This window comes from Variovorax sp. PEI5 (assembly GCF_056679935.1).
Genome location: NZ_CM155257.1, coordinates 2818927 through 2835901, shown reverse-complemented (window position 1 = coordinate 2835901; position 16975 = coordinate 2818927). Strand labels below are relative to the sequence as shown.

16 protein-coding genes and 1 riboswitch are annotated in these 16975 nt (G+C 70.2%); of the genes, 1 reads left to right on the top strand and 15 read right to left on the bottom strand.

The window, feature by feature from the left end:
- Positions 1-32 precede the first annotated feature (32 nt).
- From AC1MLT_RS13110 to AC1MLT_RS13090, 5 genes are all read right to left on the bottom strand, one after another.
- Positions 33-887, bottom strand: a complete 855-nt coding sequence (locus tag AC1MLT_RS13110; protein WP_481032637.1) for an oxidoreductase — start codon at positions 885-887, stop codon at positions 33-35.
- A gap of 202 nt (positions 888-1089) precedes the next feature.
- Positions 1090-1227, bottom strand: coding sequence for a hypothetical protein (locus tag AC1MLT_RS13105; RefSeq protein WP_481035086.1), 138 nt, complete (start codon positions 1225-1227; stop codon positions 1090-1092).
- Between the two features lie 69 nt (positions 1228-1296).
- Positions 1297-2709: an ATP-dependent RNA helicase DbpA gene (gene dbpA / locus AC1MLT_RS13100; protein ID WP_481032636.1), complete on the bottom strand. Its 1413-nt coding sequence runs from the start codon at positions 2707-2709 to the stop codon at positions 1297-1299.
- 19 nt (positions 2710-2728) lie between these two features.
- Positions 2729-2998 (bottom strand): translation initiation factor IF-1, encoded by a 270-nt coding sequence (infA, locus tag AC1MLT_RS13095; RefSeq protein WP_429596829.1) that lies wholly within the window; start codon positions 2996-2998, stop codon positions 2729-2731.
- A 65-nt stretch (positions 2999-3063) separates the two neighbouring features.
- The gene (locus tag AC1MLT_RS13090; protein ID WP_481032635.1) at positions 3064-3330 is read right to left on the bottom strand and encodes a hypothetical protein; all 267 of its coding nucleotides are present in this window, start codon (positions 3328-3330) and stop codon (positions 3064-3066) included.
- Positions 3331-3816: 486 nt separating this feature from the next.
- On the opposite strand from AC1MLT_RS13090, the gene AC1MLT_RS13085 reads away from it, so the two are divergent.
- Entirely contained in the window at positions 3817-4710 is an 894-nt protein-coding gene (locus AC1MLT_RS13085; RefSeq protein WP_481032634.1) for a gamma-glutamyl-gamma-aminobutyrate hydrolase family protein, read from the top strand.
- A gap of 28 nt (positions 4711-4738) precedes the next feature.
- On the opposite strand, the gene metH is transcribed toward AC1MLT_RS13085, so the two are convergent.
- The 10 genes from metH to AC1MLT_RS13035 all read right to left on the bottom strand — a co-directional run bounded on the left by metH (position 4739) and on the right by AC1MLT_RS13035 (position 16973).
- Positions 4739-7453: a methionine synthase gene (metH, locus tag AC1MLT_RS13080; RefSeq protein ID WP_481035014.1), complete on the bottom strand. Its 2715-nt coding sequence runs from the start codon at positions 7451-7453 to the stop codon at positions 4739-4741.
- Between the two features lie 82 nt (positions 7454-7535).
- Positions 7536-7617: riboswitch (S-adenosyl-L-homocysteine riboswitch) on the bottom strand.
- Between the two features lie 46 nt (positions 7618-7663).
- The gene (locus tag AC1MLT_RS13075) at positions 7664-8089 is read right to left on the bottom strand and encodes a DUF3830 family protein (RefSeq protein WP_481032633.1); all 426 of its coding nucleotides are present in this window, start codon (positions 8087-8089) and stop codon (positions 7664-7666) included.
- Between the two features lie 58 nt (positions 8090-8147).
- Complete coding sequence (locus AC1MLT_RS13070) at positions 8148-9668, bottom strand: amidohydrolase family protein (protein ID WP_481032632.1); 1521 nt, start codon at positions 9666-9668, stop codon at positions 8148-8150.
- Entirely contained in the window at positions 9665-10711 is a 1047-nt protein-coding gene (locus tag AC1MLT_RS13065) for an ABC transporter substrate-binding protein (protein WP_481032631.1), read from the bottom strand. Before AC1MLT_RS13065 ends, AC1MLT_RS13070 begins: the two co-directional genes overlap by 4 nt.
- A gap of 64 nt (positions 10712-10775) precedes the next feature.
- A complete protein-coding gene (locus AC1MLT_RS13060; protein ID WP_481032630.1) occupies positions 10776-11558 on the bottom strand; it encodes an ABC transporter permease in 783 nt (260 codons plus the stop codon).
- Positions 11555-12445, bottom strand: coding sequence for an ABC transporter ATP-binding protein (locus AC1MLT_RS13055; protein ID WP_481032629.1), 891 nt, complete (start codon positions 12443-12445; stop codon positions 11555-11557). Before AC1MLT_RS13055 ends, AC1MLT_RS13060 begins: the two co-directional genes overlap by 4 nt.
- Positions 12446-12458: 13 nt before the next feature.
- Positions 12459-13628, bottom strand: a complete 1170-nt coding sequence (atzD, locus tag AC1MLT_RS13050) for a cyanuric acid amidohydrolase (RefSeq protein ID WP_481032628.1) — start codon at positions 13626-13628, stop codon at positions 12459-12461.
- Positions 13625-15085, bottom strand: coding sequence for an allantoinase AllB (gene allB / locus AC1MLT_RS13045; protein WP_481032627.1), 1461 nt, complete (start codon positions 15083-15085; stop codon positions 13625-13627). The genes atzD and allB overlap by 4 nt, the downstream gene beginning before the upstream one ends.
- Positions 15086-15112: 27 nt before the next feature.
- Positions 15113-15904 (bottom strand): SDR family NAD(P)-dependent oxidoreductase, encoded by a 792-nt coding sequence (locus AC1MLT_RS13040; protein ID WP_481032626.1) that lies wholly within the window; start codon positions 15902-15904, stop codon positions 15113-15115.
- Between the two features lie 31 nt (positions 15905-15935).
- Complete coding sequence (locus AC1MLT_RS13035; protein ID WP_481032625.1) at positions 15936-16973, bottom strand: ABC transporter substrate-binding protein; 1038 nt, start codon at positions 16971-16973, stop codon at positions 15936-15938.
- Between the last annotated feature and the right edge of the window lie 2 nt (positions 16974-16975).

The following is a 16975-nucleotide window of genomic DNA, read 5'->3' as shown; positions in this document are numbered from 1 at the left end:
CGGGGCGCGGTGTCGCGCCGCGCGACCGTGACTCAGCCCGGCGGGAAATCCGTGCCCACGCCGACGTCGCGCCAGCGTTCGATCTCCTCCAGGCTGCCGCGCAGGCGGCCGGCGACGGCATCGACGCCGAAGGCGCCGAGCACCAGGTGGCGCGGCGGCGAATCGATCTCGGTGATGTGGATCATGGCCTCGGCCGCGCGGACCGGGTCGCCCGGCTGGTGGCCGCTGCGCGTGGCGGTGGCCGCCATGCGCGCGCCGGCGGTCGAGGCGTAGTCGGCGATGCGGCTGGGCGTCTGGCGCAGCGAGCGGCCGGCCCAGTCGGTGCGGAACGGTCCCGGCGCGACGCAGGTCACCCGGATGCCCAGGGGCTCGCCCTCGAAGGCCAGGGCGTCCGAGAAGCCCTCGACCGCATGCTTGCTCGCCGCGTAGTAGCCCGAGCCCGGAAAGCCGACGAAGCCAGCCACCGAGGTGATGTTGAGCACGTGGCCATGGCGGCGTGCCCGCATGCCCGGCAGCACCGCCCGGGTGACGGCGAACAGGCCGAACACGTTGGCATCGAACTGGGCCCGGATCTGCGCCTCCTCGCCTTCCTCGACCGAGGACTGATAGCCATAGCCGGCGTTGTTGACCAGGACGTCGATGCGGCCGAAGCGCGCCTCGGCCGCGGCGACGGCGGCGGCGACCTGCGCCGCATCGGTGACGTCGAGATCGAGCGCCAGCGCGCGCTCCCCCGCCGCCCCGACCAGGTCGGCGAGACGCGAGCGGTCGCGTGCCGTGGCCGCGACGCGCCAGCCGCGCGCGAGCACGGCGCGGGCGAGTTCATGGCCGAAGCCGGTCGAACAGCCGGTGATGAACCAGACGGGGGTGGTGGCGTCGGAGGTCGTCATGAGGAGATCTTTCGGGCGGACCCGGCCGGCGCCCGGAGGGTCGGGACGACGGGTCGTGAGCCTGGCTGCGATGGTGGGCCCGCCGGGGCGACCGGTGTGTCGGAGAGCACCGACGGCAAGCCCGCGGCCCATGAAAAAAGCGCCCCGCGGGGCGCTTTCCTCTGCTGCTGCGACACGGGTGCCGCTGGCGGCACCGGAGGCCTCAGCCGCCTTTCTTGGGACGCTTGCCGGGGTTCTTCTTGCTGCGCGTGGCGGTGCCGCGCTCCAGGCTGACCTTCTGGCCGCCACCGCTCTTGGGGATGTTGTAGCCGGCGACGGGCGTGGGACGGGGGGTGGCCATGCGGTCTGCTTCGGTACGAATCTTTTGGGGCATCTTGAAACTCTGCTGTGGAAATATGCGAAGGACGAATTAGGCCACATCGTCGAGCAGCCGTACCTTGACGGACTTGCCCTTGACGCGACCGGTGGAGAGCCTGTGGGCGGCCTCGCGCGCGATCCGCCGATCGACCGCCACATAGGTGGAGAACTCGTTGACGTTGATCTTGCCGACCTGCTCGCGGGTGAAGCCGGCTTCGCCGGTCAAGGCGCCCAGCACGTCGCCGGCGCGGATCTTCTCCTTGCGGCCACCGACGATCTGCAGCGTGGACATGGGCGGGCGCAGCGGCTCGCCGCTGCCCGGCGTGAGCTCCGAGAGCGGCCGCCAGGTCGATTCGCGGCCCTGGAGCTGCTCGATCTTCCCGACGCTGCCCATCTCGTCCATGCTCGCGAGATTGAGCGCCAGACCCTCGGCGCCGGCCCGGCCGGTACGGCCGATGCGGTGGATGTGCACTTCGGCATCGGGCGTCACGTCGACGTTGACGACGGCTTCGAGCTGGGCGATGTCGAGGCCGCGCGCGGCGACGTCGGTCGCCACCAGCACCGAACAGCTGCGGTTGGCGAACTGCACCAGCACCTGGTCGCGCTCGCGCTGCTCCAGCTCGCCGAACAGCGCCAGGGCGCTGAAGCCCTGCGCCTGCAGCACGGCGACCAGATCGCGGCACTGCTGCTTGGTGTTGCAGAACGCCAGCGTGCTCTGCGGCCGGAAGTGGTCGAGCAGCTGCGACACCGCATGCAGGCGCTCGTGGTTGCCGACCTCGTACCAGTACTGGACGATCCGGCTCTCCTCGTGCTGCGCCTGCACGGTGATGCGCTGGGGCGTCTTCATGAAGCGCTCGGCCAGCTTGCCGATGCCCTCGGGATAGGTGGCCGAGAACAGCAGGGTCTGGCGCTGCGGCGGACACTGGCGCGCGACCGTCGCGATGTCCTCGAAGAAACCCATGTCCAGCATGCGGTCGGCCTCGTCGAGCACCAGCGTGTTGAGGGCCTGCAGGTCGAGGCTGCCGCGCTCGAGGTGGTCCATGATGCGCCCGGGCGTGCCGACCACGATGTGGGCGCCGTGCTCCAGGCTGGCGGTCTGGCCGCGCAGGGCGACGCCACCGCACAGCGTCACGACCTTGACGTTCTCCTCCGCGCGCGCCAGGCGGCGGATCTCGGTGGTGACCTGGTCGGCCAGTTCGCGCGTCGGGCACAGCACCATCGCCTGGACGGCGAAGCGGCGCGGATTGAGATTGGCCAACAGCGCCAGCGCGAAGGCGGCGGTCTTGCCGCTGCCGGTCTTGGCCTGCGCGATCAGGTCGTGCCCGAGCAGCGCCACCGGCAGGCTGGCGGCCTGGATCGGCGTCATCTGCGCATAGCCGAGCTGGGCAAGGTTGGCGAGCGTCTGCGGCGCGAGCGGCAGCGCGGCGAACCCGGCTGCGGCATCGGCGGCAGCGGAACCTGTCACGGGAGCGGTCACGGAGGGATCAGCGACGCTGCGAGTTGTTGCCGGAGTTGACCGGCGGCGGTCCACGGCGCTCCAGGTGGCGGAACGTGATGCGGCCCTTGGTCAGGTCGTAGGGCGACAGCTCCAGCGACACCTTGTCGCCGGCCAGGATGCGGATGTGGTGCTTGCGCATCTTGCCGCCGCTGTAGGCGATCAGCTGGTGCCCGTTGTCGAGCGTGACGCGATAGCGCGAGTCGGGCAGGACTTCGGTCACTGCGCCGTTCATTTCGATGAGTTCTTCCTTGGCCATGAATTACCTCTGGATGTGTGTTGACGGTGATGACGGGAAAACGATGCGGTGGGCGGGCGGAACGCTCATGCGGCGCACGGCACCGGCGATGCCGATACAACGCGCGAGCCGGTGCGTTCGCGCACCCAGCCCAGTCCTTCGTCGACGGCATAGCGCAGGGCCGCCGAATGGCTGGTGAAACGTGGCGTGAAGCGCATCACGCGATCGTGCATGCCGCTGCCGCGGCCGGAGCGGATCGAGACCGAGGCGGCGAAACGACCGTCGTCGAGGTTCTTGATCAGGGGCGAGACGAGGTATTTACCCATCGCCACGCTGTGTTGAATGATGTCCATGAAAGCCTTGCGCACCGCGACGCCGCGAATGCGCTGAATACAGTTGAGAACGGGACGGGGCCGGCCGTGATGGCGTCGATACGGACCGGCCGCGGCGCCTAACGAGCGCGCGGTTCGCTTCAACAGGCACGAAGGCAGTGGTGGCACACATGGACGCCTGGTCCGCAAGGACCGTGGCGCTCCAACACACTGTGCGGCTGGCTGGGGAGGCGGGAAGCCCGATGATCCTGGTGACGGGATCGCCGGGCCAGCCAGCAGGGAAGACGAAATGCTTCGTCGTGATATCGAAACGAACCCAGGATTATAGCTTTTAACGAGCCATCGTGTGGATCGCATCGATGCTGTCAATCGCCACGGGATGCCGACCCACCACCGACTGTCGCGGCCCGGAGACATTGAGGATGCCGTCCGACCCGTCCACGGCCCGGCCTGGTCACAATGGATTTCCTCCGCTGTCCCCACGCCCGCCCGGCGGGTTCCCGCACCATGCCCCAGACTGTCGCCGGCCGTCTCAAGATCGGTCTCTCCGCCTGCTTCCAGCATGCCGATCCGTCCCGCCCGCTGTTCACCAACAAGACGCTGCAGTATGTCGAGCAGTCGATCGCGCACTGGCTGATGTCCGCCGGCGCGATGGTCGTGATGGTGCCCTGCCCGACCGGCGCCACCGCGCGCGGCGACACCAAGCTCTCGCACTACGCCGAATGGCTCGACGGCGTCGTCATGCACGGCGGCGCCGACGTCTGGCCCGGCAGCTATGGCGAGGTGCCATTGCGCGAGGCGTGGATCGGCGACCGCATCCGCGACCTCTACGACCTGGCGCTGGTGGAGGCGTTCGAGCAGGCCGGCAAGCCGATCTTCGGCGTCTGCCGGGGCCTGCAGCTCATCAACGTGGCCTTCGGCGGCACGCTGTTCCAGGACATCGAGACGCAGCATCCCAACGCGCTGCGCCATCGCGATCCGGTGAGCTACGACCAGAACTTCCACGACATCGAACTGGTCGAGGGCACCCGGCTGTCGAGGCTCTATCCCGGCGTGGCGCATGCCCGCGTCAACAGCATCCATCACCAGGGCATCAAGGATCTGGCGCCGGGCTTCGAGGTCGAGGCCTGGAGCTATCCCGACCGCGTGCCCGAGGCGATCCGCCGCGTCGCCGGTCGCACCGGCGGCGGCTACATCGCCGCGACGCAGTGGCATCCGGAGTTCCACCGCCCCGGCAGCACCGTGAGCACGGTGGACGACACCGCGATCCTCGACGACTTCCTGGGCGCCTGCCGCAGCGCGCAGGCGCAGCCCGCGCGACCGCATCGCCTGATGCCGGGCAAGATCCGCGACCGCGCCGCCCGCATGCTGCGCCAGGCGCTGCTGCTGCGGCGCCGCTGAGGCGCCGGCCCCGGCTGGCCTGGCCTGGCTACAGGTTGGGCGCCAGCAGGCGCTCCAGCTCCGACTCCGGCTGATGGCGGCGCGCAGCCTGGTCGGCCAGCTGGTCGTGGCCGATCTTGCCGACATTGAAGTACGTCGAGTCGGGATGCGCCAGGAAGAAGCCGCTGACGCTGGCCGCCGGCGTCATGGCCAGGCTCTCGGTCAGGGTCATGCCGATGTCGGCGCAGCCCATGAGATCGAACATGGCGCGCTTGACGCTGTGGTCGGGACAGGCCGGATAGCCCGGCGCCGGACGGATGCCGCGGTACTTCTCGGCGATCATCTCCTCGTTGCTCAGGCCCTCGCCGGCGGCATAGCCCCAGAGGTCGGTGCGCACGCGATGGTGCAGGGCCTCGGCGAAGGCCTCGGCCAGCCGGTCGGCCAGTGCCTTGAGCATGATGGCCGAGTAGTCGTCGAGATCGTCGACGAAGTACTTCTCCTTCTTCTCCACGCCCAGGCCCGCCGTGACGGCGAACATGCCCACGTAGTCCTTCAGTCCGCTCGAGCGCGGCGCCACGAAGTCGGCCAGGCAGCGGCTCGGGCGCGGCACGCCTTCGATAACCGGCTTCTCGGTCTGCTGGCGCAGGCCGTGCCAGGTCAGCGCGACCTCGTTGCGCGTCTCGTCGGTGTAGAGCGCGATGTCGTCGTCGTCGACGCTGTTGGCCGGCCAGAAGCCGACGACGCCGCTGGCGCTGAGCCAGCGGCCCTCGATCAGGCGCTTGAGCATGCGCTGGCCGTCGGCGTAGACGCGCACGGCCTCGGTGCCGACCACCTCGTCCTTCAGGATGGCCGGGAACGGCCCGGCCAGGTCCCAGGTCTGGAAGAACGGGCCCCAGTCGATGTACTTGGCCAGCTCGGTGAGGTCGAAGTTGCGGAAGACGCGCCGGCCGATGAACTTCGGCACCGGCGGGACATAGCCGCTCCAGTCGATCGGCGTGCGGTTGGCGCGCGCCTTGGCCAGCGGCCACAGCGGCGTCTGCTTCTTGTTCGCGTGCTGCAGGCGCACCTTGTCGTAGTCGACGTTGAGCTCGTCGATGTACTTCGCGGCCTGGTCGGAAAGCAGCGACTGCGCCACGCTGACGCTGCGCGAGGCGTCGGGCACGTAGACCACCGGGCCCTCGTAGTGCGGCGCGATCTTGACGGCCGTGTGCACCCGGCTGGTGGTGGCGCCGCCGATCATCAGCGGGATCTTCCTGATGCGGAAATGGTCGTCGCGCTGCATCTCGCCGGCGACGTACTGCATCTCCTCCAGGCTCGGCGTGATGAGGCCGGAGAGGCCGACGATGTCCGCCCCCTCGACCTTGGCGCGCGCCAGGATCTCGTGGCAGGGCACCATCACGCCCATGTTCACGACCTCGAAGTTGTTGCACTGCAGGACCACCGTGACGATGTTCTTGCCGATGTCGTGGACGTCGCCCTTGACGGTGGCGATGACGATCTTGCCCTTGGTGCGCACGTCGCGGCCGGCGGCCTCGTCGCGCAGCTTCTCCTCCTCGATGTAGGGCAGCAGGTGGGCCACGGCCTGCTTCATGACCCGGGCCGACTTCACCACCTGGGGCAGGAACATCTTGCCGGCGCCGAACAGGTCGCCCACCACGTTCATGCCGTCCATGAGCGGGCCCTCGATGACGTGCAGCGGACGCCCGCCCCCGGCCAGGATGCCGCGATACGCCTCCTCGGTGTCCTCGACGATGAACTCGGTGATGCCATGGACCAGCGCGTGGCTGAGCCGGTCGCCCACGCTCACCGGCGCCTCGGGCGTGCCGCGCCAGTCGTTGCGCCGGCTCTCGTCCTTGGCACCGCTCTTGGCGGTCTCGGCCACCTCGACCAGGCGCTCGCCGGCATCGGCTCGGCGGTTGAGGATGACGTCCTCGACCCGCTCGCGCAGCACCGGCTCCAGGTCGTCGTAGACGCCCACCATGCCGGCGTTGACGATGCCCATGTCCATGCCGGCCTTGATGGCGTGATACAGGAACACGGTGTGGATCGCCTCGCGCACGGGATCGTTGCCACGAAAGCTGAAGCTGACGTTGCTGACGCCGCCCGAGACCTTGGCGCCGGGCAGGTTCTGCTTGATCCAGCGCGTGGCCTCGATGAAGTCGACCGCATAGTTGTCGTGCTCCTCGATGCCGGTGGCGACGGCGAAGATGTTGGGGTCGAAGATGATGTCCTCGGCCGGGAAGCCGATCTCGTCGACCAGGATGCGATAGGCGCGCTCGCAGATCTCGACCTTGCGCTCGTAGGTGTCGGCCTGGCCCTTCTCGTCGAAGGCCATCACGACCGCCGCGGCGCCATAGCGGCGCAGCAGCCGCGCCTGGTGGCGGAACTGGTCCTCGCCCTCCTTCATGCTGATCGAGTTGACGATGCCCTTGCCCTGGATGCAGCGCAGGCCGGCCTCGATGACCTCCCACTTGGAGCTGTCCACCATGATCGGCACGCGCGCGATGTCGGGCTCCGAGGCGATCAGGTTCAGGAAGCGCACCATCGCGGCCTTGCTGTCGAGCATGGCCTCGTCCATGTTGATGTCGATCACCTGGGCCCCGTTCTCCACCTGCTGGCGCGCGACGGCCAGGGCCTCCTCGAACTGGCCGTTCAGGATCATGCGCGCGAAGGCCTTGGAGCCGGTGACGTTGGTGCGCTCGCCGATGTTGACGAACAAGGTTCCCTCGCCGATCTGCACGGGTTCGAGACCCGACAGCTTCATCGCCGGGACGGCGGCGGTGGATGTGGCGGCGGAAGTGGCGGGGCTGGAGGACGACGGCATGGACTCACCTGGTTCGCGGAGGTTCAGGCGAGCGTCGTTGCAGGGGGGAACACGCCCGAGCCTGGCGGGGCGCGACGCGCTCCGCTGCAACGCTCCTCGGGGAGGCGCGATTTTAGGCGCATCGGCCCGGCCGACGCGCCGTGGGGCCGGTCAGGCGAGTTCGAACAGCACGTCCTGGGCGCCCTGCCACAGCACCCGCTCGCCGAGCGCGCGCAGCTGCTCGCGCCCCTCGACGATGGTGAGGAAATGGTTGCCGGCGAGCTGGCCCATCTTGCTGGAGAAGCTGCAGGCGCCATAGGCCAGGATGATCTCGGTCTCGCTGTAGCCGCCCGGATAGAACAGGATGTCGCCCACCGACGGGTGGCTGGTGTGGTTCTCGAAGCCGACCGGCGCGCCGTCGGCCTCCAGCCTGAACTCGCCCAGCGGCACCCAGCAGCCCTCGCCGCTCCAGCGCACGTGGATCAACTGCTGGCGGTAGGGCAGCAGCGAGAGGAACGCCGCCACGGTGCGCGGCGCGTCGGGATGGGTCAGGGCGATGAATTCGAGGCCGCCGGCGGTGATCTTGAGTCGGGTCATGGGGTCGATGGAGAGGAAAAAGGTCGGTCGGGAAGGACGGAGGACGGGGCGACGGGGTTCAGCCGCAGCAGCCGCCGAACAGGCCACGACGATAGAACGGCGCCAGGTCGTCGGCCAGCGCCCGGACATCCTCGCGCCAGGCGGCGTGGGCCGGATCGGCGGCCAGGGCGTGGCGGGTGCGCGCCAGCAGCTCGGCCTTCAGGGCCGGCTCGTCGATGCCCAGCACCCGGCCATGCTCGACGATCGCGCGCCCGCCGGCCAGCACCCGCGCGATGTGCGCGCCGTGGGCGCGTGCCAGCAGCAGGTCCAGCGGGTCGGTGTCGGCGAACAGGGCATCGTCGTCGAGCGCGTCCCAGTCCAGCAGCACGATGTCCGCCGGCTCGCCGGGCGCGATGCGGCCCTGCCCGCGCGCGGCCGCTCCGGCCACGCTGCGCGGCCCGTGACCGGCGCCGAAGGCCCACAGCTGGCGCGGCGTCATCGTGGTGTCGTAGCCCCAGCCGCGATGCAGCGCGAAGGCCAGCCGCAGCTCGCGCAGCGCGTCGTCGTCCTCGTCGAGGGCCAGGCCGTCGAGCCCCATGGCGACGCGGCAGCCCTGCCGCAGCATCTCCGGCAGCGGCGCGATGCCGGACTTCAGACCCAGGTTGGAACTGGTGTTGACCGCCAGCGTGACGCCGCGTTCGGCCAACAGCGCCAGTTCGTCCGGCCGCGCCCAGGTGCAGTGCGCCAGCGTGAGGCGCGGGCTCAGCAGGCCGATGTCGTCGAGGAAGCGGACGACGCCCCCGGGATGCGCGGCATCGGCCCAGTCGCGCTGGTAGCGCGTCTCCAGCAGGTGCATGTGCACGGGCCGCCCGGTGTCGGCCGAGGCCCGCGCGATGGCTTCGAGCAGCGGCGTGCTGCACCATTGCACCGCCGTCGGCCCGTACTGGACGGTGACGTGGTGGGCATGGCCCTCTTCCGCCACCATGGCGCAGACCTCGTCCACGAGCGCGAGCTGCGCGGCCGGCGCGACCGGCGGTGCCGCCAGCCGCTTGGCCACGGCGTCGCGGATGCCCGGCCTGAGCGCCGCCAGCACGGCCGCGTCGTCCGCGTAGCCGATGCCGTGGCGGTCGCGCATCGACACCGCGAAGCCGATGCGCACGCCGACGTCGCCTGCCGCGCGGGCCACGGCGCGGGCCTCGTCGACATAGGGCATGCCGCCCTGCACGCGCGTGTAATGGACCATCAGGTGCGTCACGCCATGGCGCGCCGAACGCGCGAAGGACGTGGCCGCGCACAGGTACGGATCCATGCCCGGCACCACGCCCAGGAACGGCAGCCAGCCCTCCAGCGGCTGGCCGAAGGCACCGAGCGTGGCGCTGCGGAAGGTGCGCGCGTGGTCGTGCGCGTTGGCCAGCGCGGGCAGCGCCAGCAGGCGACGCCCGGTCGCGGCATGGCCGAGCGCGTCGAGCGTGGCGATGCGCCCGTCCGGCGCGATGCGGATGCGCACGTCGGCGCGGGCCGGCTCGGCCCCGGGATCGGCCAGGGCCCAGGCGCAGTCGATGTCGGCGGCGATCGCTGTGGTCGCGGCGGGCGCGGTCATTTCATCGCCATCCGGCGCTCGGCGACGGGGGGCAGGAAGCGGCGGTCGAACACCTCGGCGGCGGTCGGCACGCGCGGCATCTCGAAGGCCTGCTGCAGCTGCAGGAACGAGCGCGCGAAGCGGGCGTCGGCGACATCGCCCAGGCCGTCGGCGGCGACCTCGGGCGTCAGCATGACGGTCTTGAGCGCGTACGTCAGCCGGCGCTTCTCGATCGCCTGGTTGAGCAGCGGTTCGCGCTTCATGAGGGCCGCGATGGCCGCGTCGGGATCGGCCACGGTGTCGCGCACCGCCTTGTTGATGGCGCGCACCAGGCCGGCGACGGCCTGCGGGTTGTCGCGCGCGAGCTGCTGCGAGACCATCACGCCGTTGCCATAGAGCTCCACGCCGTGGTCGGCGTAATGGAACCAGCGGATGTCCTTGTCGGGGTCGACGCCCTGCGCGACCAGGTTCATGTAGCTGGTGACCGAGAACACCGCCGCGCCATCGACGTGGTCCTTGAGCAGCAGCTGCTCCTGCAGGTTGGGCGCCACGTTGGTCCACTTGACCTTCTGCGCGTCGATGCCCGCGCGCGCCGCCATCACCGGGAACATGCGCGCGGCGGCGCCGCCGGCGGGCGTGCCCAGCGTGCGGCCCTCGAGGTCCTTGAGCGTTCGGATCGGGCCGCCGGCCTTGGCGATCAGCGCGAACGGCGCTCGGTTGTAGAGCATGTAGACCATCACCGGCGCCGCGCCGGGCTTGGCCGAGGCGTTCTGCACGATGGCGTTGACGTCGCCGACGCCGGCCTGGTAGGCGCCGGCCATGATCTTGGTCACGACGGCCGAGGAGCCATCGCCCTGGTCGATGGCGACGGCCAGCTTCTCCTGCGCGAAGTAGCCCTTGTCCTCGGCCAGGTAGTACCAGGCGTGGATGCCCTGGAGCTTCCAGTCGAGCACGAACCTGATCGGCGTGGGCGCCTGCGCGGCGGCGGGGACGACGCCGAGCGTGGCCAGCGCGGCGAGTGTGACGGTGAGGGCCGCGGCCCGGCGGGAGAGACGATGGTGCATGGCGGTTCTTCGCGAGGAGGTCGAGCAAGGGATCAGGGAAGTCGTGGGGGAGATCGTCACGGCGTCAGCCCATCGCCAGGTCGGTCTTGCGCTGCGACCAGCCGGTCACGCGCTGCTCGACCAGCGACGACAGCGCATACAGCACGATGCCCATCGCGGCCAGCAGGAACAGCCCGGCGAACACCATCGGCACGTCGAAGTTGCCGCTGGCGATCATCATCACGGTGCCGATGCCCTTGTTCGAGGCCACCGTCTCGGCCAGCACCGTGCCGACGAAGGACAGCGTGATGGCGATCTTGAGCGAGGCGAAGAGATAGGGCATGGCGCGCGGCAGGCCGACGTTCCACAGGATGTCGCGCTTGCGCGCGCCGAGCACGCGCAGCACGTCCTCCAGCTCCGGCTCGGTGCTGGCCAGTCCGGTCGCCACGTTGACGACCACCGGGAAGATGCTGATCACCATCGACGTCAGGATCGCCGGCACCGTGCCGGCGCCGAACCACACCACGAACAGCGGCACCACGGCCACCTTCGGGATGCTGGAGAAGCCCACCAGCAGCGGATAGGTGACGTCGTAGGCCAGCTTCGAGGAGCCGATGCCCACGCCCACGACGATGCCCGCCAGCACCCCCAGCGCGAAACCCAGGAAGGTCGTGTAGAGCGTCTGCAGCGCGTGCGGCCACAGCAGCGGCATCTTCTCGATCAGCACGGCGGCGATCTGGCTGGGCCGCGGCAGGATCAGGTCGGAGACGCCGAATGCCATGCAGACCAGCTCCCACAGCGCGAAGAAGCCGACGAAGGCGACCACCGACAGCAGGCGCTGGCGCGCGAGCGGGGAGAGCCGGTTCATGCCGCCACCTCGCCGATCCGGGCGACGGCCGCCGTGGCGGACGCCGATGGCGTCGCGTCGCCATCGCGGCGGGCCTCGGCGATGCGCATGCGCAGCTGCTGCACCAGCGCGGCGAACTCGGGCGCGTAGCTGCTCTCGAGCGTGCGCGGCCGGGCGAAGCCGACATCGCGCGTCTCCAGGATGCGGCCGGGGCGCGAGCTCATGACGCAGATGCGGTTGGCCAGGTAGGCCGACTCGCGCAGGTCGTGCGTCACCAGCAGCACCGTCGGGCGGCGGTCCATCCAGAGCTTCTGCATGATGTCCCACAGCTCCTCGCGCGTGAACTGGTCGAGCGCGCCGAAAGGCTCGTCGAGCAGCAGCAGCTCGGGCTCGTGCACCAGGGCGCGGCACAGCGAGGCGCGCTGCAGCATGCCGCCGGAGAGCTGCCAGGGTCGCTTGTCGCCGAAGCCCTTGAGCCCGACCTGGGCCAGCAGGGCCTCGACGCGGTCGGTGTACTCGCCGCGCCGCTTGCGCTTGAAGTCCTGGCGGAACGGCTCGACGATCTTCAGCGGGATCATGACGTTGTCGCGGATCGTGAGCCACGGCAGCATGGTCGGGTTCTGGAACGCCAGCCCGATGCGCAGGCGCGGCGCCATCGAGGCATGCGCGCCGGCGGCCGGCCGGGTGCCGACGGCGCCGACCTCGCGTCCGCCGGCGATCACCGCGCCGGCGCTCGGCCGCAGCAGTCCGGCGACCAGCTTCAGGATGGTCGACTTGCCGCAGCCGCTCGGGCCCACCAGGGCGACGAAATCGCCCTCGTCGATGCCCAGCGTCGTGTGGTCGAGCGCGACGGTGCCGGCGCCATAGCGCAGCATCACGTCCGACAGCTGGATGAAGGCAGGGCTCATGGCGTGGGTGCTTTCAGGAAGGGGTGGCGAGGATCGCGGCGACCGGGCCGCCGCCGGGCGGACCCTGGTGTTCGGCGCCGCCGGAGACATACAGCGCGACGTGGCCCACCACCGAGGCCAGCACGCCGCCCACCGCCGCGCGGGCATGCCGCGTGGCGTTGATGTCGGAGTCGTTGAGCATGGTGTGGCGCGCGCCGCGCACCAGGCCGTCGGGGCTGGCTTCGGCCTTGGCCAGCAGGTTCACGAGCCGCGCGGCGATGGCCTCGGCATCGCGCTCGGCGTCGAGTCCGAAGGCCTCCTGCAGCATCCGCCGCACGCTGCGGGCGTCGATGGCGTCGCGCATCACCGCATGGGCGATGCGATAGGCCGACAGGCTGCCCGCCGCCTCGCCCAGCACGATGACGACATTGCCCTCGAGCTCGATGCCGGCCGAGGCGGAGGCGCGCGCCGAGTACAGCGCATCGTCGCCCAGGATCGCGGCGTCGTCCACGGCGGCGAACTCGCCGAGCGCCAGGCCGACGCCCAGCGCCGAGGCGCCGCGCGACCAGCCCATCGACGCATAGGTGTCGCCGGTGACGGTGGCCTGGCCACGCCGCTGCGCGTCCAGCACCTTCGCCGAGGTCAGCAGCGGGCACTTGACCTGCACGAAATGGACATCGGCGGCATCATCGATGCCGGCCTCGCGCATCGCCTCGCGCACCGCCTCGGCGGTGGCCTCGACCTGCGCCATGCGGCCCAGCTCCTCGGGCCTGAAGTCGCGCGTCTGCGCGGTGCCGATCACCAGCCGCTTCCCGCCGGGCGGGATCGCTCCGGTGCCGCCGTCACCGGCGTCGCCATCCGCGCCGCTCGCGATCCAGCGGCGCGTGAAGACCGTGAAGTGCGGCGACAGCACGCCTTCGGTGCCGCCCGACATCACCAGCGCGACGCGCGCGTGGACCTGCGCGGCCGTGCAGTCGAGATGCGGTGCGAGGAAGTGGCACCAGGCGGTGGCGGCGAAGTCGCGCGTGTGGTCGTTGACGCAGCCGTTGCCTTCGGTCTTGCCCATCACGGCGACGACCGTGCGCGGATCGAGCCGTCCCGCATCGACCAGCGCCTGCACGCCGGAGAGATCGCCCGGCCCGCTGCAAGCCACCCGGAAGACCTCGACCCGCTGCGCCCTGGCGCCGTCAGCGGATGTGCTCACAATGCGTCCACCAGCGGCACGGCGTGGCTCGGAATGCCTTCGGGCGCGGTCCTGATGGCGCTGCTGTAGTGCTCGGTGTTGCGCGGCTTCGCCGTCGGCATCCGCTGGATGCCCTTGACCGAGCGGCCCCAGCCGACGGCCTCCTCGACCAGCCGGCCCTCGCGCATCACGAAGCGCCCGCGCAGCAAGGTGTGCAGCGGATAGCCCTGCACCGCGCGGCCGTTCCAGGGCGAGATCTTGGATGTGCTCTGCAGCTTGTTCTGCGACAGCGTGCCGCTGCGCGACATGTCGACGAAGGCGATGTCGGCATGCGCGCCGGGCGCGATCACGCCCTTGGTGCCATACAGGCCCCAGGCCTTGGCCGGCGCCACGGCGCTCCAGCGGACATAGTCCATCAGCGAGGCGCGGCCGCGATTGACCTCGGTCAGCATCAATGGCATCTGCGTCTCGACGCCGGGGAAGCCGCAGTCGCAGGCCCAGATGCTCTCGCGCGTCTTCTCCTCGGGCGTGTGCGGGGCGTGGTCGGTGGCGATCATGTCGAGCGTGCCGTCCATCAGGGCGTCCCACAGCGGCTGGTTGTGGCGCGCCTCGCGGATCGGCGGATTGACCCGCATCACGCCGCCGAGCTTCAACATGTGGTCGGTGTTGAGCAGCAGGTACTGCGGGCAGGTCTCGGCCGTGACGTCGACGCCGCGGCGCTTGAACTCGCGCAGCAGGAACAGCGAGTCGGCCGCGCTGTGGTGCGCGATGTGGACGCGCGCGCCGGTCCACTCGGCCAGCGTCAGCACGCGGTTGATGGCCTCGATCTCGGCCACCGCCGGACGCGCCGCCAGGTGCGCCATGGCATCGTGGCGGCCGGCGTCCAGCAGGTGCTTCTGGCGGCGGAACAGGATCGACGAGTTCTCGGCGTGCACCACGGTGCGGATGCCCAGCGGCGCCAGGATCTCGAAGCCCTCGAGCAGCGCGCCATCGGTGGGCGCGGGCAGGTTGCCGAAGGTGTTGCCGACGAAGGCCTTGAAGCTGGTCACGCCGGCCTCGAGCAGGGCCTCGAGCTGGTCGATGCTCTCGTCGCCCAGCAGGCCGTGGATGCCGAAGTCGCAGTACGACGACTCGGCGGCCTTCTGCTTGATGCGCAGCGCCTCGACCGTGCCCGTGGGCGGGTTGGTGTTGGGCATCTCGAAGACGGTGGTCACGCCGCCCAGCGCGGCGGCCGCCGAGCCGGTCTTCCAGGTCTCCTTGTTCGGATAGCCCGGGTCGCGGAAGTGCACGTGGCTGTCGATCGCGCCGGGCAGCAGGTGCAGGCCGTCGGCGCGCATCTCGGCGCGCGCGGGGGGCATGGTGTCGTCGTGGCCGACGGCGACGATGTGCTCGCCGGCGATGGCGACGGAGGCTTCGATGATCTGGTCTGGGGACACCACGCGGGCGCCGCGGATGACGAGGTCGACTTCTTTGGTCATGGCAAATCCGTTTTCGTGCGTGTGGGTTCAGAGTGCGGCCCAGCCGCCATCGACGGGCAGGTCGACGCCGGTGATCTGGCGCGAGAGCTCGCTCGCCATGAAGAGGCAGGCGTGGGCGATGTCGGCGTCGGTGGAGACGCGCTTGAGCGCGTAGTCGGCGGCATGGCGCGTCATCGCCTCCTCCAGCGTGATGCCCAGCTTCCTGGCCATGTCGGCGCAGACCTTCTCGCGGAAGCGCGGGCCGTCCACCATGCCGGGGGCGACGTTGTTGACGTTGATGTTGTGCGGGCCGGCCTCGAGCGCGAAGCTCTTGGTGATGCCGCGCAGGCCCCACTTGGAGGCCGAGTACGCCATCCGACCGGCGCGCCCGCGCAGGCCGAAGGTGCCGCCGACGTTGACGATCTTGCCGCTGCGCCGTTCGATCATCGAGGGCAGCACCGCGTGGATGGTGTTGAAGCAGCCGGTCATGTTGAGCTGCACGATCTCGTTGAATTCCTCCGCCGTGGTCTCCCAGCCGGTCTTGCCGATCGGCCCCGAGCCGCCGGCCACGTTGACCAGCACGTCGATGCGGCCGAAGGCCTCCAGGGCGCGCGCGGCCAGCGCCTCGGTCTGCGCCGCCACCGTGAGGTCGCATGGCACCACGATGGCCGCCACGCCCAGGGCGCGGGCCTGCTCGGCCACGGGTTCGATGGCGGCGGTGTCGCGCCCGGCCAGCACCAGCTTCGCGCCTTCGCGGGCGAAGGCCAGCGTGATGGCGGCGCCCATGCCCTTGGCCGGGCCGGTGATCAGGGTCACCTTGTCCTTGAGTTGCAGATCCATGATGGGGGTCGTCTCCGGTTCGGTGGTGGGGTCAGTTGGAAGTCCTGGAGGGCCGCTCGGCGCGCGCCGGCAGGAAGCTGCGGTCGAAGATCTCGCCGGCCTCGGGCGTGCGCGGCAGCGCGTTGGCCTCGACCACGATGGCGATGTCCTTCTTCAGGCGGGCGTCGTCGACGTCGCCCAGGCCGATGCGCGCGATCTCGGGGTGGCTCATGTCGTTCCTGAGCGTGGCGAGCAGCTTTTCCTTCTCGACGTCGCGCTTGAGCAGCGGTTCGCGCCGGATGGCGAAGTCGACGCCGGCATCGGGATTGGCGATGACCTCCTTCACCGCGCGGTTGAGTGCCTTGACGAAGCCGGCCACCGCCTTCGGGTGGTCCTTCACGAAGCTCTTCGAGAAGAACACGGTGTTGGAGTAGAGGTCCATGCCGTGGTCGCCGTAGCGGATGAAGCGCAGGTCCTTGGCCGGATCGAGGCCCATGCCCCGGGCGCTGAAGCTGACCGTCGTGACATAGCCGAAGCCGGCGTCGATCTGCCCGCGCACCAGCATCTGCTCGCGCAGGTTGGGCGCCATGTTGGTGATGGTCACCTTGGAGGCGTCGATGTTCGCGATCTTGGCGAAGGCCGGGAACAGCTTGAGCGCGCCGTCGTTGGCCGGGCCGCCGATGGTCCTGCCCTCGAGGTCCTTGGGCGTCCTGATGGGGCTGTCGCTCTTGACCACCACCGTGAACGGCGGCGTGTTGTAGAGCATGTAGACCGCCACCGGTGCGTCGGCCGGCCGCTTGGCCGCCAGGTCGACCAGCGCGTTGAGGTCGCCGAAGCCGGCCTGGTAGGCGCCGGCGGCCACCTTCGGGATCGACGCGGCCGAGCCCTCGCCCTGGTCGATCGCGACGTCGAGGCCCTCCTCCTTGAAGTAGCCCTTGTCCTGGGCCAGGAAGAACCAGGCCTGCGGGCCCTCGTATTTCCAGTTGAGCACCAGCTTGACCGGCACCTGCGCGGCGGCGGGCACGGCGGCCAGCGCCAGCGTCAGCGCGAGGCCGGAGGCGGACAGCAGACGGGACAGGGGAAGCTTCATGG

Bases quoted from the DNA above. Each gene is read 5' to 3' on its own strand.
- AC1MLT_RS13110 (WP_481032637.1), bottom strand. From the start codon at position 887: ATGACGACCTCCGACGCCACCACCCCCGTCTGGTTCATCACCGGCTGT.
- AC1MLT_RS13105 (WP_481035086.1), bottom strand. From the start codon at position 1,227: ATGGCCACCCCCCGTCCCACGCCCGTCGCCGGCTACAACATCCCCAAG.
- infA (WP_429596829.1), bottom strand. From the start codon at position 2,998: ATGGCCAAGGAAGAACTCATCGAAATGAACGGCGCAGTGACCGAAGTC.
- AC1MLT_RS13090 (WP_481032635.1), bottom strand. From the start codon at position 3,330: ATGGACATCATTCAACACAGCGTGGCGATGGGTAAATACCTCGTCTCG.
- AC1MLT_RS13085 (WP_481032634.1), top strand. From the start codon at position 3,817: ATGCCCCAGACTGTCGCCGGCCGTCTCAAGATCGGTCTCTCCGCCTGC.
- metH (WP_481035014.1), bottom strand. From the start codon at position 7,453: ATGAAGCTGTCGGGTCTCGAACCCGTGCAGATCGGCGAGGGAACCTTG.
- AC1MLT_RS13075 (WP_481032633.1), bottom strand. From the start codon at position 8,089: ATGACCCGACTCAAGATCACCGCCGGCGGCCTCGAATTCATCGCCCTG.
- AC1MLT_RS13070 (WP_481032632.1), bottom strand. From the start codon at position 9,668: ATGACCGCGCCCGCCGCGACCACAGCGATCGCCGCCGACATCGACTGC.
- AC1MLT_RS13065 (WP_481032631.1), bottom strand. From the start codon at position 10,711: ATGCACCATCGTCTCTCCCGCCGGGCCGCGGCCCTCACCGTCACACTC.
- AC1MLT_RS13060 (WP_481032630.1), bottom strand. From the start codon at position 11,558: ATGAACCGGCTCTCCCCGCTCGCGCGCCAGCGCCTGCTGTCGGTGGTC.
- AC1MLT_RS13055 (WP_481032629.1), bottom strand. From the start codon at position 12,445: ATGAGCCCTGCCTTCATCCAGCTGTCGGACGTGATGCTGCGCTATGGC.
- allB (WP_481032627.1), bottom strand. From the start codon at position 15,085: ATGACCAAAGAAGTCGACCTCGTCATCCGCGGCGCCCGCGTGGTGTCC.
- AC1MLT_RS13040 (WP_481032626.1), bottom strand. From the start codon at position 15,904: ATGGATCTGCAACTCAAGGACAAGGTGACCCTGATCACCGGCCCGGCC.
- AC1MLT_RS13035 (WP_481032625.1), bottom strand. From the start codon at position 16,973: ATGAAGCTTCCCCTGTCCCGTCTGCTGTCCGCCTCCGGCCTCGCGCTG.